The sequence below is a fragment of the Streptococcus mitis genome (genome assembly GCF_905187535.1).
Lineage (GTDB): Bacteria > Bacillota > Bacilli > Lactobacillales > Streptococcaceae > Streptococcus > Streptococcus mitis_BS.
In genome coordinates this window covers 66,139-80,980 of record NZ_CAJJIE010000013.1, presented here as the reverse complement: position 1 = coordinate 80,980, position 14,842 = coordinate 66,139, and the positions used below count along the sequence as shown (strand labels likewise).

The following is a 14,842-nucleotide window of genomic DNA, read 5'->3' as shown; positions in this document are numbered from 1 at the left end:
ATGAAACTAGCTGTTATCACAGATTCCTCTGCCTATCTCAGTGCAGAGACCTTGCAAAGAGAAGATTTATATGTCTTGGATATTCCTGTCAATATTGATGGTGAGGAGTATGTCGAAGGTATCAATCTGACTGCTGAGGAATTTTACCAAAAAATGGCTCAGGCTTCTGAATTGCCTAAGACTAGTCAACCAAGTATTGCCAAGTTAGATGAAATCTTAACTTTGCTCAAAGAACAAGGGTATACACATGCCTTGGGGCTTTTCCTATCTTCTGGAATTTCAGGTTTTTACCAAAATATCCAGTATATGATAGATGAATATGAGGGCTTAACCATTGCTTTTCCAGACACTTTGATTACAAGCACTCCGCTGGGTATCATGGTTGAAAGTGTCTTTAACTGGCGTGACCAGGGCGATGATTTTGCTATCATTCAGGATAAGCTAGCCATTCAAATCAGCCGTACGTCAGCCTTTATCATGGTAGATGATTTGGACCATTTGGTTAAAGGTGGGCGCCTTTCAAATGGGGCTGCCATTTTGGGCAATTTGCTTAGCATTAAGCCAATCCTCTATTTCAATGACCAAGGTGTGATTGAAGTTTACGAAAAAGTTCGTACTGAAAAGAAAGCAACCAAGCGCTTAATTGAGATTATCAAGGAAACAACGGCTTCAGGTCAATACCGGATCATTGTCATTCACGGAAATGCTCCTGAAAAGGCTGAAGAATTGCGTCACCACTTGCTTGAATCTGGAGTGGGTACGGATATTTCACTAGCTACATTTGGTAGTGTCATTGGGACACACCTAGGATCAGGAAGCATTGCTCTGGGTTATATTCCAGTGATTTAGTTAGCACTTCTAGACTAGTTAAGAAGTTAGCAGTTGAACACGCCTGGAACCTTGTGTGAAAAAGATAGATTTTCCAAGGAGTAGACACTCTTTGATCAGAACTCCTATTTTCACTTTGTGTTCTTACAGGCTTTGTATCTTGATAATTGAACACGGACTACCTGCCTCATGAAAAAAGATGCCTGTCTGGCCTTTCGTCGAAAGTCAGCGCCATTCCCTATTTTTCATGGGCAGCCAACGTCCTTTGTATCTTAGACAGGAGTAGAGATGAGTATTCGAGTAATTATTGCTGGTTTTAAGGGAAAGATGGGCCAAGCTGCTTGTCAGATGGTCTTGGCTGATCCAGACTTGGACTTGGTAGCAGTTTTGGATCCCTTTGAGTCTGAGTCAGAATGGCAGGGTATTCCTGTTTTCAAGGATAAGGCTGATTTAGCCGGTTTTGAAGCGGATGTCTGGGTAGATTTTACTACTCCAACTGTTGCCTACGAAAATACACGTTTTGCTCTTGAAAATAGCTTTGCTCCAGTAGTTGGAACGACTGGTTTTACAAGTGAAGAAATTGCAGAGCTAAAAGCATTTTCTCGTACCCAAGATTTGGGGGGCTTGATCGCTCCTAACTTTGCCTTGGGTGCTGTCTTGCTTATGCAATTTGCAAGGCAGGCTGCTAAATATTTCCCAAATGTGGAGATTATCGAGCTCCATCATGACAAGAAAAAGGATGCTCCGAGTGGAACAGCTATTAAAACAGCTGAGTTGATGGCAGAAGTTCGAGAGTCTACTCAGCAAGGTGCGCCTGATGAGGAAGAATTGATTGCAGGTGCCCGTGGTGCTGACTTTGATGGCATGCGGATTCATTCAGTTCGTTTGCCAGGTTTGGTAGCCCATCAGGAAGTCATCTTTGGCAATCAGGGAGAAGGATTGACACTCCGTCATGACTCCTATGATCGCAGCTCCTTCATGACAGGGGTCAATTTGGGAATTAAAGAAGTTGTCAAGCGTCATGAGCTTGTCTATGGATTAGAACACTTATTATGAGATTAACGCAAATGCCTTCTGAATTTCAGAAGGCTTTACCAGTATTAGAAAAAATTAAAGAAGCAGGTTTTGAGGCCTATTTTGTTGGAGGTTCTGTTCGAGATGCCCTCCTCAATCGTCCCATCCACGATGTGGATATTGCGACATCTTCCTATCCAGAAGAAACCAAGCAGATTTTTCCGCGAACAGCCGATATCGGAATCGAGCATGGAACGGTCTTGGTTTTAGATGGCGATGAGGAGTATGAGGTAACCACCTTTCGGACAGAAGATGTCTATGTGGACTATCGCAGACCCAGTGCGGTTTCCTTTGTGCGCTCGCTAGAAGAAGACCTCAAGCGCCGTGATTTTACAGTCAATGCCTTTGCTTTGGATGAGACAGGGGAAATCATTGACTTGTTCCATGGGCTAGAAGATTTAGAAAATCAAGTTTTGCGAGCGGTTGGTGTAGCTAGTGAGCGTTTCAACGAAGATGCTTTGCGGATTATGCGTGGTTTTCGTTTTCAGGCCAGTCTTGGCTTTGAACTTGAGTCAGAAACATTTAAAGCAATGAAGACCTTGACGCCGCTTTTGGAGAAAATTTCTGTGGAGCGTACCTTCGTTGAGTTTGATAAACTCTTGCTGGCTCCATTTTGGAGAAGAGGCTTGGCTTCCATGATTGAGAGTCAAGCTTATGATTATCTCCCTGATATGGAATCTAGCCAGGACAAGCTCAATAGACTGTTTGATTTGGAGAATGATTTTATCTTTGAATCCTCTGAGCAAGCCTGGGCGGCTCTACTGTGGACTTTGGAGATCGAAAATGCGCAGCCATTTTTGAAAGCTTGGAAGACCTCACGTCAGTTTGCCAAGCAAGTTCAGGATTTGCTGACTATTTTGGCCTTGCGTGAAAAGGGAGAGTTGAGCAAGCGCGATTGTTATCGCTTTGACTTGGATTTACTTTTACAGGCTGAAAATCTTCGTCAGGCCCAAGGAAAAGAAGTCAACCCACAAGCCATCACAGAAACCTATCAGAGTTTGACCATTCATGACAAGAAAGAAATCCAAATCAACGGTGGTATTTTGATCAAGGAATATGGTTATCATCCGGGACCAGATTTGGGAGAGATTTTAACAGAGATAGAGTTTGCCATTGTCGATGGAGAATTGGAAAATGACCGTCAAGCCATCCATGCTTATCTAAGGGAGAAAAAATGAGTGATTTTATCGTTGAAAAACTAAGCAAATCCGTTGGTGACAAGACCGTTTTTAAGGATACTTCCTTTATCATCCATGACCTAGACAGAATTGGTCTAATCGGTGTCAATGGGACTGGCAAGACCACCCTTTTAGATGTTCTTTCTGGTGTTTCTGGCTTTGATGGGGATGTTAGTCCTTTTTCAGCTAAGAATGATTACCAAATTGGTTACTTGACTCAAGATCCTGATTTTGATAATAGAAAGACAGTTTTGGATACGGTTCTATCTAGTGAACTAAAGGAAATCCAGCTCATTCGTGAATATGAGTTGATTATGCTCAACTACAGTGAGGACAAGCAGGCTCGTTTGGAACGGGTCATGGCTGAGATGGATTCTCTTCAAGCTTGGGAAATTGAGAGTCAGGTTAAGACTGTTCTCTGCAAGCTGGGGATTCAGGACTTATCTACTCCTGTTGGGGAATTGTCAGGTGGTCTGAGAAGACGGGTTCAGTTGGCACAAGTCTTACTTGGTAATCACGACCTTTTGCTTTTGGATGAGCCGACCAACCATCTGGACATTGCGACTATTGAGTGGCTGACCCTCTTTTTAAAAAATTCCAAGAAGACCGTCCTTTTTATCACCCACGATCGTTATTTCCTAGACGCTTTGTCAACACGTATTTTCGAGTTGGATCGCGCAGGTTTGACCGAGTACCAGGGAAATTACCAGGACTATGTTCGCCTAAAGGCGGAACAGGATGAGCGCGACGCGGCTCTACTTCATAAAAAGGAACAACTTTATAAGCAAGAATTGGCCTGGATGCGCAGACAACCGCAGGCGCGTGCGACCAAGCAGCAGGCTCGTATCAATCGTTTCCATGACTTGAAAAAGGAAGTTTCAGGCAGTAGTGCTGAGACAGACTTGACCATGAACTTTGAAACCAGTCGGATTGGGAAGAAAGTCATCGAGTTTCAGGATGTTTGCTTTGCTTATGATGACAAGATAATTTTGCAAGATTTTAATCTCTTGGTGCAGGCTAAAGATCGTATTGGAATCGTTGGGGACAACGGTGTTGGGAAATCAACTCTCCTTAACTTGATTGCAGGCATTCTTGAGCCGACAGCAGGACAAGTTGTGATTGGGGAAACTGTTCGTATCGCCTATTTCTCTCAGCAAATTGAGGGCTTGGATGAAAGCAAGCGAGTGATCAATTACTTGCAGGAAGTGGCAGAAGAGGTCAAGACCAGCGGTGGTTCTACGACTTCTATTGCAGAGCTGCTGGAGCAGTTTCTTTTCCCACGTTCGACGCATGGAACCTTGATTGAGAAATTGTCTGGGGGAGAGAAAAAACGTCTTTATCTCCTCAAACTGCTCTTGGAAAAACCAAATGTTCTTCTCTTGGACGAACCGACAAATGATCTAGATATTGCGACCTTGACAGTTTTGGAGAATTTCTTGCAAGGCTTTGCTGGTCCAGTTTTGACTGTTAGTCACGACCGCTATTTCTTGGATAAGGTAGCGACCAAGATTCTGGCTTTTGAAGATGGCAAGATTCGTCCATTCTTTGGTCATTATACCGACTACCTAGATGAAAAAGCCTTTGAAACAGAGATGGCCAATCAAGTACAAAAGGCTGAAAAGGAGAAAGTCGTCAAGGTCCGTGAAGACAAGAAACGCATGACCTACCAAGAAAAGCAGGAGTGGGCAAGCATTGAAGGCGATATTGAAACCTTGGAAAATCGTATCGCTGCTATTGAAGAGGAGATGCAGGCCAATGGTTCTGACTTTGGTAAGCTGGCTACTCTCCAAAAAGAACTAGATGAGAAAAACGAAGCACTCCTTGAAAAATACGAACGCTATGAGTATCTCAGTGACTTTGATAGCTAGAAGAATGGAAAAATCCCGTCTCATGACAGGATTTCTCTATTCTTTTTTTGTTTCTTGGTGAAAGATATTTTGCCAGGTTTCGTGGCGACGCCAGATACTGGTATGGATGATACCATCTAACTCATAGGAGATGAGTTTGGTCTTCTGACTGATGGAAGTGATCTGAATATCCTTGATAGCGGAATTCAAGTCTTTTTCGGCTTTATAGGCCTCTTTATCCATCTGCTCTCCATCTTGACGAATATAGACAAAATCGTCAGCCAAGAGTTCTTCCAGTTGATTTCCTTGGTCAATCAATTGTTCGCGCATAAGCAATTTTTTATAGACATTGTCTAAAATTTCATCTTCAGGGATAGGTGCTGGCTCGATATGGACATCGGTATCAAAGACTCCAAAACGTTCTTCCAGCATAGACTCGACCTGATCCGCAATTTCATGGCTTTCAAAAACAGACAGGTCAGGGTTCATCTCTAGCGTAATATCCAGGTAGATGTTGCTACCGTAGGTGCGACCTCTTTGCGACTTAACCTTGCTGATTTTGGGAATTTCCATGATAGCCTTTTGGTAGTCCTCGAGCAGACGGTCATCAAAGCCATCCGAAAGGCTAAAGGAAGACTCGATGAAGATATCATAGGCAGTTTTCAAGATAAAGAAAGTGATGATAATGGCAACCAGTTTATCCACAATGGGATAATTGAAACTGCTAGCCAGGATGGCAATGGTAGTACCAAGTGAGGTGACAGCATCAGAAAGATTGTCCTTGGCGGCAGCCTTCAGTGCCTTGGAGTTGGATTTCTTACTGAGGCGAGTATTGTAGAGATAAACTAGAAACATAATCGTTGCAGAAATGATTCCCAGAGTTGCACCCAGAGGGTCAATGACTGTTTCTTCACGACTGAGAATCTTTTGAATGGTATCCCTTAGTACATCAAAGCCAACATAAAACATGATGATAGAAGTGACCAAGCTAGCCAAATCTTCAATCTTCCAGTGGCCAAAACGGTGGTCTCGGTCAGCAGGCTGGCGTGCCATCCGGATTCCAATCAAGAGGGCCACATTTCCAATGATGTCCGACACGTTGTTAAAACCATCGGCCACCAAACTGGATGAATGGAGGAGGTGCCCAGTTGCTAATTTCGCTGCAGACAAGATCAAATAGGTCGAAATACTGATAATGGCCCCACGCTCAGCTAACTTGAGATTTGAGATAGATTGCTTCATTCAACTTCCTTTCTAGTCATATAGCATTCTACCATTATACTGGTTTTCAAGGGAAAATTCAAATAAGTCATTTTTTACTCTTTGAAAACTTTTCAAAATTTGGTATAATAGTACTACTCAAGGGAGTAGCTGGCAGAAACCTGTGATAGTGTCGTCATTCCGAATTTTATACTGAAAAGTATGCTTTCCGGCCCTATCTTAAACAGCGATACTTGTTATGATTAACAGGTCTCTTTTTGTTTGTCGTGAAAAGATGCGATGAGGGAAAAGAGAGTCTGTTTTGCACACAATGTCAAGGAGGAGACACATGTCAAAAGAACAAAAACGCCAAGCGTTTTACACTCAGAGTCCTGAAGAGGTCTTGAAGGCTGTGGATGCGACCGAGCAAGGTTTGTCATCAAGTGAGGCAGAAAAACGCCTTGCAGAATTTGGCCACAATGAACTCGAAGAAGGCGAGAAACGATCAATCCTGGTCAAATTCATCGAGCAATTTAAGGATTTGATGATTATCATCCTAGTTGCGGCAGCAATCTTGTCAGTCTTGACTTCTGGTGGGGAAGATATCGCAGATGCCATTATCATCTTAGCCGTGGTAATCATCAATGCTGCCTTTGGTGTTTACCAAGAAGGGAAAGCAGAAGAAGCTATCGAAGCTCTCAAATCAATGTCTAGTCCAGCTGCCCGCGTTCTTCGTGATGGGCATATGGCAGAGATTGATTCAAAAGAATTGGTACCAGGTGATATCGTTGCCCTCGAAGCAGGTGATGTAGTACCAGCAGACCTACGTTTGCTTGAAGCCAACTCTCTTAAAATCGAAGAAGCTGCCCTGACAGGTGAGTCTGTTCCAGTTGAAAAAGACTTGACAGTCGAGCTTGCGACAGATGCTGGTATTGGTGACCGTGTCAATATGGCCTTCCAAAACTCAAATGTGACTTATGGTCGTGGTCTTGGTGTTGTTGTCAATACAGGGATGTACACGGAAGTTGGTCATATCGCTGGCATGCTCCAAGATGCGGATGAGACAGACACACCACTTAAACAAAACTTGAACAACCTTTCTAAGGTCTTGACCTATGCAATCTTGGTCATTGCCCTTGTTACTTTTGTAGTGGGTGTCTTCATTCAAGGGAAAAATCCACTCGGTGAGTTGATGACCTCTGTTGCGCTTGCTGTTGCAGCCATTCCAGAAGGGCTACCAGCTATCGTAACTATCGTTCTTGCCCTTGGTACTCAAGTTTTGGCCAAACGTAACTCTATCGTTCGTAAGTTGCCAGCAGTAGAAACACTTGGTTCAACGGAAATCATCGCTTCTGATAAGACTGGTACGTTGACCATGAACAAGATGACCGTTGAAAAAGTCTTCTATGATGCAGTCCTACATGACTCAGCTGATGACATTGAACTGGGTCTTGAAATGCCGCTTCTACGTTCAGTAGTCTTAGCTAACGATACTAAGATTGATGTCGAAGGCAATCTGATTGGTGACCCTACTGAAACAGCCTTCATCCAGTATGCCTTGGACAAGGGCTACGATGTTAAAGGTTTCTTAGAGAAATATCCACGTGTGGCTGAGTTGCCATTTGACTCTGACCGTAAGCTCATGTCAACAGTTCATCCACTTGCAGATGGACGCTTCCTCGTAGCTGTTAAAGGTGCGCCAGACCAACTCTTGAAACGTTGTGTTCTTCGTGATAAGGCTGGGGATATTGCTCCGATTGACGAGAAGGTTACAAACCTCATTCACACAAACAACTCTGAAATGGCCCACCAAGCCTTGCGTGTCCTTGCAGGTGCTTATAAGATTATTGACAGCATTCCAGAAAACCTTATTTCTGAAGAGCTTGAAAATGATTTAATCTTTACTGGTTTGATTGGGATGATTGACCCTGAACGTCCTGAAGCTGCTGAGGCTGTTCGTGTGGCTAAGGAAGCGGGAATTCGTCCAATCATGATCACAGGTGACCATCAAGACACTGCAGAAGCTATTGCTAAACGTTTGGGAATCATCGATGCAAATGATACAGAAGGCCACGTTTTAACTGGTGCTGAACTCAATGAATTGTCAGATGAAGACTTTGAAAAAGTAGTTGGTCAATACTCTGTTTATGCCCGTGTGTCTCCAGAGCACAAGGTTCGTATTGTGAAGGCTTGGCAAAAACAAGGTAAAGTCGTTGCCATGACAGGTGACGGTGTCAATGATGCACCAGCTCTGAAAACAGCCGATATCGGTATCGGTATGGGAATCACTGGTACAGAGGTTTCTAAGGGGGCTTCTGACATGATTCTTGCAGATGATAACTTTGCGACTATCATTGTTGCAGTTGAAGAAGGACGTAAGGTCTTCTCAAACATTCAAAAGACTATTCAGTATCTGCTTTCTGCCAATACTGCTGAAGTATTAACTATCTTCTTATCAACCTTGTTTGGTTGGGGTGTCTTGCAACCAGTTCATCTCTTATGGATTAACTTGGTAACAGATACCTTCCCAGCTATCGCTCTTGGTGTTGAACCTGCTGAGCCTGGTGTCATGAACCATAAACCACGTGGACGCAAGGCAAGCTTCTTCTCAGGTGGTGTTTTGAGTTCTATCATCTATCAAGGTGTACTCCAAGCAGCTATTGTTATGAGTGTTTATGGTCTTGCTCTTCTTTACCCAGTTCACGTGGGTGACAATCATGCCATTTATGCGGATGCCCTTACTATGGCCTTTGCAACCCTTGGTTTGATTCAGCTCTTCCATGCCTACAATGTCAAGTCTGTTTACCAATCCATCTTGACAGTTGGACCATTCAAGTCTAAGACTTTCAATTGGTCTATCTTGGTATCCTTCATCCTTCTCATGGCAACAATCGTCGTAGAACCGCTTGAAGGAATCTTCCACGTAACCAAACTAGACTTGTCACAATGGGGAATCGTGATGGGCGGAAGCTTCTCAATGATTATTATCGTCGAAATTGTTAAGTTTATTCAACGCAAACTCGGTTTTGACAAGAATGCGATTTAAAAAAAGTCATCTTCGGATGGCTTTTTGCTACAGTTGAGGGAAAGGGCTTGCAGTTATTGGCTTTTGTGCTATAATTGCTATAATATAGTAAAAAGTAAGAGGAGTGTGAGGAAGTGGAGAAGAAAATTGTAAAGGATATTTTGTTTTTATCTCAGGTGTCTCAGCCGGCAAGTAAGGAAGATCTGTATCTTGCCAGAGATTTACAGGATACGCTTTTAGCAAATCGTGAAACCTGTGTCGGTCTAGCTGCCAATATGATTGGAGTGCAGAAGCGCGTGATTATTTTTAATCTTGGCTTGGTTCCCGTGGTCATGTTTAACCCAGTGCTCCTGTCCTCTGAAGGACCTTATGAGACAGAGGAAGGCTGTTTGTCCTTGACGGGTGTGAGACCAACTAAGCGTTTTGAAACCATAAGGGTTGCTTATCGTGACAGCAAGTGGCAGGAACAGACCATTACCTTGACAGGATTCCCAGCTCAGATTTGCCAGCATGAACTGGATCACTTGGAAGGACGAATCATTTAGGAGGAAAGCAAATGAAACGAATAGTCTTTGAACTTATTTTTATCGCAACGACCTGGTATATCTTTTTACCGCCCCTTAACCTGACCAGCTGGGAATTTCTCTTTTTCCTTTGTGGGCATTTGTTGCTTGTGGCAATCTTATTTGGCTTTGGCAAGGGAATCAATCTGGTCAAAACGGTTCATGTGCGCCACGGCAAGGCAGAAGCTGCCTTAAATCTAGAGGGTTTCAAAATCAATCGGTTAGGGAAAATCCTTTTAGCTTCTATTGGAGGAATTCTTCTCTTAGCAGCCTTGGTTTCCTTGGTGACTTCCAGCATTTTTCAGGCTAAAAATTATGCTAATGTAGTCACAGTTACGGAAAAAGACTTTACTGAATTTCCTAAGACTGACACCAGTAAGGTTCCTATCCTAGATAGAAGCACTGCTGAAAAAATTGGTGACCGCTACTTGGGTTCCCTGACGGATAAGGTGTCGCAGTACGTAGCGGCAGATACCTATACTCAATTGACGATTGATGGGAAACCTTATCGGGTTACGCCACTAGAATACGCAGACCCTATCAAGTGGTTTAATAATCAGGCCAAGGGAATCGGCGAGTATATCAAGGTGGACATGGTAACCGGGAATGCAGACTTGGTAGACTTGAAGACACCAATCAAATATTCAGACTCGGAGTATTTTAACCGTGATGTCAAGCGTCACCTGCGCTTGAAGTACCCAACTAAAATCTTCAAGACTCCATCTTTTGAGGTGGACGATGAGGGCAATCCTTTCTATGTAGCAACGGTTTACCAAAAGCAATTTGGACTTGCGGTTCCTCGTCCTGTTTCAGTCATTATCTTGGATGCCACAAATGGAGAAACCAAGGAATACAGCTTGGCAGATGTTCCAGAATGGGTGGACAGGGTTTATCCAGCTGAGGAAACTATTGAGCAAATTAACTACAACGGTAAGTACAAGGACGGTTTCTGGAATGCTATGATTTCCAAGAAAAACGTGACCCAGACTACCAAGGGCTATAATTACTTGTCTATCGGTAATGACATCTATCTCTACACAGGCGTGACGTCGGCCAATGCAGATGAAAGTAATCTTGGTTTCATTCTTGAAAATATGCGAACAGGAGAAATCACTAAGTACAGCTTGGCTTCTGCGACCGAAGAATCAGCCCGTGAATCAGCCGAAGGTGCTGTTCAGGAGAAATCCTACAAGGCGACCTTCCCAATCCTCATCAACCTTAATGACAAGCCTCTCTACATCATGGGCTTGAAGGACAATGCTGGCTTGGTCAAAGAGTATGCTTTGGTAGACTCAGTCGAGTACCAAAACGTTATCGTAGCTACGACAGTGGAAGAGCTACTCAGCAAGTACGCCAATAAAAACGACCTTGAAATTGACAATGCAACAACAGAAAGCATCAAGGGTGTGGTAGCAGACCTCAAATCAGCTGTTATCAAAGGAGACACCGTCTACTTCTTTAAAGTTGATGGCAAGATATACAAAGTCAAGGCCTCAGTCTCAGATGACCTTCCTTACCTTGAAAATGGTAAAACCTTCGAAGGTCAAGTAGGAAAAGACAACTATCTCAAGACCTTTAAAGTACAGTAATACTCTTCGAAAATCAAATTCAAACCACGTCAACGTCGCCTTGCCGTACTCAAGTACAGCCTGCGGCTAGTTTCCTAGTTTGCTCTTTGATTTTCATTGAGTATAAAAAAGCTTTATTTAAGAAGTATATGTTATAATAAGGTAAATTAAGCCTAATGGAGGACAAAGAAATGGGTTTTTATGTGATGCTTGCTTCAATGCTACTCGGACTGTTCGCTTTGAAGATAGGTTTTTCTCACTTCAAGGAGAAAAAAGATACATTCTTATCTATCTTAACAAGCTTAGCTGGCCTAGCCCTTGTTCTCGTGGCTGTCTGGTTAGGATGGCCTAAATAAACAGAGAAACCTCGGTTAAACCGAGGTTTTTCAGATGAATTTCTTGGTAGTGGCTCAAAAATATGCTACACTATTAATATGAAAATTTTAATCCCAACAGCAAAAGAAATGAATACAGATATGCCAAGTATCGAGGCAAATCCTTTAAGACCAGAAAGTCAGGCCGTGCTGGATGCCTTGGCCCTCTATTCTGCTAGTCAATTGGAGAGTTTTTACAAGGTTTCAGCTGAGAAGGCAGCGGAGGAATTTCAACATATCCAAGCTTTGAAAAGGCAAACTGCTCAACACTATCCAGCTCTGAAACTTTTTGATGGGCTTATGTATCGCCATATCAAGCGAGATAAATTGACCGAGGTAGAACAAGCCTATCTTGAAAATCATGTCTTTATTACTTCGGCTTTGTACGGTGTTGTTCCAGCCTTATCACCTATGGCGCCTCACCGTTTGGACTTTTTGATGAAGTTAAAAGTCGCAGGTAAGACTTTGAAGAGCCATTGGAAGGCAGCCTATGATGAGGATGTGAAGCAGGAAGAAGTGATTTTCTCCCTCTTGTCATCCGAGTTTGAGACTGTATTTTTTAAGGAAATTAGAGAAAAAATGGTGACTTTCAAATTCATGGAGGATAGAGGTGGTCAGCTGAAGATTCACTCAACCATTTCCAAGAAAGCGCGTGGTGCCTTCCTGACAGCGCTGATAGAAAATCAAGTACAGACGGTGGAGGAAGCTCGTCGCTTAAGCTTTGCAGGGTTTACCTACAGAGAAGATTTGTCACAGCCACAGGAATTGGTTTTTGTTAAGGAAGTATAGAAATCAGATATTTTGTATTTGGCAATATGTATCATCAGCTATTTTGGTTTATAAATGAGGAAAAAAGCGAACAAGCTAGTCTTCTGAGTGTCAGAAAAGTAGTCTTGTTCGCTTTTATTATGTTAGTTACTTGATCGCATTGACCAAGTCTTCCGCTTGTTTCTCAAGTGAGTTTAGGACTGTTTCTTCGAGAATCAATTTTCCGTCTGCCCAGGCAGAGTCATTGACACGTGCAGCGGTAAAGTCGCCAACGACTTGCGTACGGATAAATGGCAAGAGGTCTTTATAGATAGCGAAGAGTTGATCGTGACCTGCATTGGCTACAGATGATACGGTGACAAACTTGTCTTGAAGAGCAGAAGCGCCACGTGTATCAGATAAGTCAAGGGCACGAGATAGCCAGTCAAGCAAGTTTTTCACTGTTCCAGGGATAGAGAAGTTGTAGACTGGAGAGAAGATCCAGATGGCATCCGCAGCGAGAACCGCTTCACGAGCAGCCGCTACAGCTGGGTGAGTTGGAACTTCCAAATCTTGGCTGAAGAGAGGAAGGGCTGAATAATCAAGGTAGCTAACTTCCGCTTTACCAGCAAGTGCTTTCTCAGCTTCGAGCGCCATTTGGTGGTTGAAAGAACCTTGGCGTAGGGATCCGACGATAAATAATACTTTTTTAGACATGATGTGTCTCCTTTTTCTTAAATTTCCGAGAATTTTCTCGTTGTTATAAAATATATTACAACAAAGCAAAGCAACTTGCAAGAAATTTGCTCAAAGTTTGTTTGAAATTATAAAATTGTAGAAACTCTAATCACTTGCGACTGGAATGCATTTGATTTTCGAAGAGTATTCTAACATTCTCTTGTAATATGATGACATAAGTGCTAAAATAAACAAGAAAACTCGCAATAGAAACCGCAGAACAGCTATTTTCCGGTATCATTTCATAAACAATTAAACGAAAATAATGGCATTTCAAGAATGCTTCTAAAAGGGGTGGAGATCATGTAAGGCACAGATTAACAAGTGACGGACAAAAGAAATAATAATACACTTGTTAAGGAGAAAAGATGTTAATAAGAAATTATCGGAAAAATATTGGCCTGATGGCCGGAGTTGAGTTTTTTGCATTTCTAGGGATTACCAGTTTTTGGATTCTCTTTCTCAGTCAAAACGGCATGTCTCTTTGGCAGATTGGACTTCTGGAAAGTATTTTTCATACGACCAGTCTTCTCTGTGAAATTCCATCTGGAATGTTAGCTGACCGCTATTCCTATAAGACCAACCTTTATTTAAGTCGAATAGCAGGGATTGTGTCTTCTATTCTCATGTTGGCTGGGCAGGGAAATTTTTGGATTTATGCACTAGCAATGGCTGTGAGTGCCTTGTCTTATAATTTTGATTCAGGAACAAGCGCAGCAATGGTCTATGACTCGGCTGTAGAGGCTGGACTAAAGGAGCGTTATCTATCCATTTCAAGCTTCCTATCAGGAGTAGCAGAAGGAACTCGGTCTTTGGGGACCGTTTTGGCAGGATTTTTTGTCCATGGTCAATTGCACCTGACCTACTATATCATGATTGCGACTTCTATCATAGTTCTTTTCCTGATTTGGATGCTGAAAGAACCTAGTGTCAAGCTAGAAAAAGCTGATAGTGTGACCATGAAACAGATTATTTGGACCGTTAAGGATGAGTTGAAGCGAAATCCCATGCTTTTCAACTGGATGATTTTGTCTCAGATTGTCGGAGTACTCATGTGCATGTTTTATTTTTACTATCAAAATCAGTTACCAGATTTAAGTAGTTGGCAAATTTCAGCAGTTATGTTACTTGGTAGTCTCTTGAATATCGTTGCAGTTTATCTAGCGAGTAAGATTGGAAAGAGATATGCCGCCTTGAAGCTTTTCCCAATCCTCGTCCTACTGATTGGAGTTACCTACCTGCTGTCCTACTTTGGAACACCTCTAATCTATATTTTGATTTATTTGATTAGTAATGCTTTATATGCTCTTTTTCAGCCGATTTTTGATAATGATTTGCAAGAGCGCCTTCCAAGTGAAGTAAGGGCAACCATGCTGAGTGTCTACTCTATGATGTTTAGCCTAAGTATGATTGTGTTCTTCCCACTGACAGGGTGGTTGATTGACAATTTAGGCTTTGTAGTAACATTTCTTTATCTGGGATTCTTTTTAGTCTTGATTAGCCTTCTACTGACTATCTTTTTAGGAAAAATGGCTAAAAGAATAGATGAAAAAATAATTCCATAGATTAAAAGAACTTCTAAAAACTTGAGTGCCAAGCTCAGGTTTTTTTATACGGTGATTTCGAGAAGATGAAGGAAGAAATAAAATGCGATTGTTCTGGCATTCACTTGTAATAAAGCTTAATAGATGGTAAAATAG

At 42.4% G+C, this 14,842-nt stretch carries 12 protein-coding genes; 10 read left to right on the top strand and 2 right to left on the bottom strand.

Annotated features, from left to right (window positions below):
• From JQ841_RS02960 to JQ841_RS02945, 4 genes are all read left to right on the top strand, one after another.
• The gene (locus tag JQ841_RS02960; protein WP_203180081.1) at window positions 1-849 is read left to right on the top strand and encodes a DegV family protein; all 849 of its coding nucleotides are present in this window, start codon (window positions 1-3) and stop codon (window positions 847-849) included.
• Between the two features lie 267 nt (window positions 850-1,116).
• Window positions 1,117-1,884 carry a 4-hydroxy-tetrahydrodipicolinate reductase gene (gene dapB / locus JQ841_RS02955; protein WP_203180080.1) on the top strand — a complete coding sequence of 256 codons (768 nt, stop codon included), beginning with the start codon at window positions 1,117-1,119 and terminating at the stop codon, window positions 1,882-1,884.
• Window positions 1,881-3,080 (top strand): CCA tRNA nucleotidyltransferase, encoded by a 1,200-nt coding sequence (locus JQ841_RS02950; RefSeq protein ID WP_338015001.1) that lies wholly within the window; start codon window positions 1,881-1,883, stop codon window positions 3,078-3,080. The genes dapB and JQ841_RS02950 overlap by 4 nt, the downstream gene beginning before the upstream one ends.
• Entirely contained in the window at window positions 3,077-4,948 is a 1,872-nt protein-coding gene (locus JQ841_RS02945) for an ABC-F family ATP-binding cassette domain-containing protein (protein ID WP_203180078.1), read from the top strand. The genes JQ841_RS02950 and JQ841_RS02945 overlap by 4 nt, the downstream gene beginning before the upstream one ends.
• Before the next feature lie 36 nt (window positions 4,949-4,984).
• Here the strand turns inward: JQ841_RS02945 and mntE are convergent, their stop codons facing one another.
• On the bottom strand, window positions 4,985-6,169 hold the full coding sequence (gene mntE, locus JQ841_RS02940) for a CDF family manganese efflux transporter MntE (protein ID WP_049551086.1): 1,185 nt from the start codon (window positions 6,167-6,169) through the stop codon (window positions 4,985-4,987).
• 307 nt (window positions 6,170-6,476) lie between these two features.
• On the opposite strand from mntE, the gene JQ841_RS02935 reads away from it, so the two are divergent.
• From JQ841_RS02935 to yaaA, 5 genes are all read left to right on the top strand, one after another.
• Window positions 6,477-9,173, top strand: coding sequence for a cation-translocating P-type ATPase (locus JQ841_RS02935; RefSeq protein WP_049551087.1), 2,697 nt, complete (start codon window positions 6,477-6,479; stop codon window positions 9,171-9,173).
• Window positions 9,174-9,286: 113 nt separating this feature from the next.
• Window positions 9,287-9,697, top strand: coding sequence for a peptide deformylase (locus JQ841_RS02930; RefSeq protein ID WP_049551088.1), 411 nt, complete (start codon window positions 9,287-9,289; stop codon window positions 9,695-9,697).
• Window positions 9,698-9,708: 11 nt separating this feature from the next.
• Entirely contained in the window at window positions 9,709-11,304 is a 1,596-nt protein-coding gene (locus JQ841_RS02925) for a hypothetical protein (protein ID WP_049551089.1), read from the top strand.
• 170 nt (window positions 11,305-11,474) lie between these two features.
• Window positions 11,475-11,639: a DUF3953 domain-containing protein gene (locus JQ841_RS02920; protein ID WP_049551448.1), complete on the top strand. Its 165-nt coding sequence runs from the start codon at window positions 11,475-11,477 to the stop codon at window positions 11,637-11,639.
• A 78-nt stretch (window positions 11,640-11,717) separates the two neighbouring features.
• Complete coding sequence (gene yaaA, locus JQ841_RS02915; protein WP_049551449.1) at window positions 11,718-12,446, top strand: peroxide stress protein YaaA; 729 nt, start codon at window positions 11,718-11,720, stop codon at window positions 12,444-12,446.
• A 126-nt stretch (window positions 12,447-12,572) separates the two neighbouring features.
• Here the strand turns inward: yaaA and JQ841_RS02910 are convergent, their stop codons facing one another.
• Window positions 12,573-13,121, bottom strand: coding sequence for an NADPH-dependent FMN reductase (locus JQ841_RS02910; protein WP_049551450.1), 549 nt, complete (start codon window positions 13,119-13,121; stop codon window positions 12,573-12,575).
• A 389-nt stretch (window positions 13,122-13,510) separates the two neighbouring features.
• On the opposite strand from JQ841_RS02910, the gene JQ841_RS02905 reads away from it, so the two are divergent.
• Window positions 13,511-14,707 (top strand): MFS transporter, encoded by a 1,197-nt coding sequence (locus JQ841_RS02905; protein WP_049551451.1) that lies wholly within the window; start codon window positions 13,511-13,513, stop codon window positions 14,705-14,707.
• Window positions 14,708-14,842 lie beyond the last annotated feature (135 nt).